Origin of the sequence: Corynebacterium sp. HMSC072G08, assembly GCF_001809185.1 — a bacterium.
In the GTDB taxonomy this organism is placed as follows: Bacteria; Actinomycetota; Actinomycetes; order Mycobacteriales; family Mycobacteriaceae; genus Corynebacterium; species Corynebacterium phoceense.
On the sequence record NZ_KV796464.1, the window covers coordinates 107,038 to 107,431 of the forward strand.

The following is a 394-nucleotide window of genomic DNA, read 5'->3' on the forward strand; positions in this document are numbered from 1 at the left end:
TCTTCTCCGCGCGTGCGGAGGTATTTCCGAGCGGAGGAGCGCGGGCATGACAGGCACAGGCTCTTCTCCGCGCGTGCGGAGGTATTTCCACGTCCGTGTATCGCCTCATGGAGGAAAAGCACTCTTCTCCGCGCGTGCGGAGGTATTTCCCTGGGCAACCGCTACGACGAGGGTATTTATGTCTCTTCTCCGCGCGTGCGGAGGTATTTCCTTTTACTGGGTCAAAGACCACCACCGCCCCCTCTCTTCTCCGCGCGTGCGGAGGTATTTCCATCGAAATCGAAATCATGGCCACACAAGACTTCTCTTCTCCGCGCGTGCGGAGGTATTTCCAAATGAGGGACACGAGTGTCCCTAATTGAACGCTCTTCTCCGCGCGTGCGGAGGTATTTCC

Annotated in this window: 1 CRISPR repeat array. The window is 57.9% G+C overall.

From position 1 onward, the window contains the following. Positions 1-393: a CRISPR direct-repeat array (repeat unit 27 nt; unit sequence TCTTCTCCGCGCGTGCGGAGGTATTTC). The last annotated feature ends 1 nt before the right edge of the window (position 394 follow it).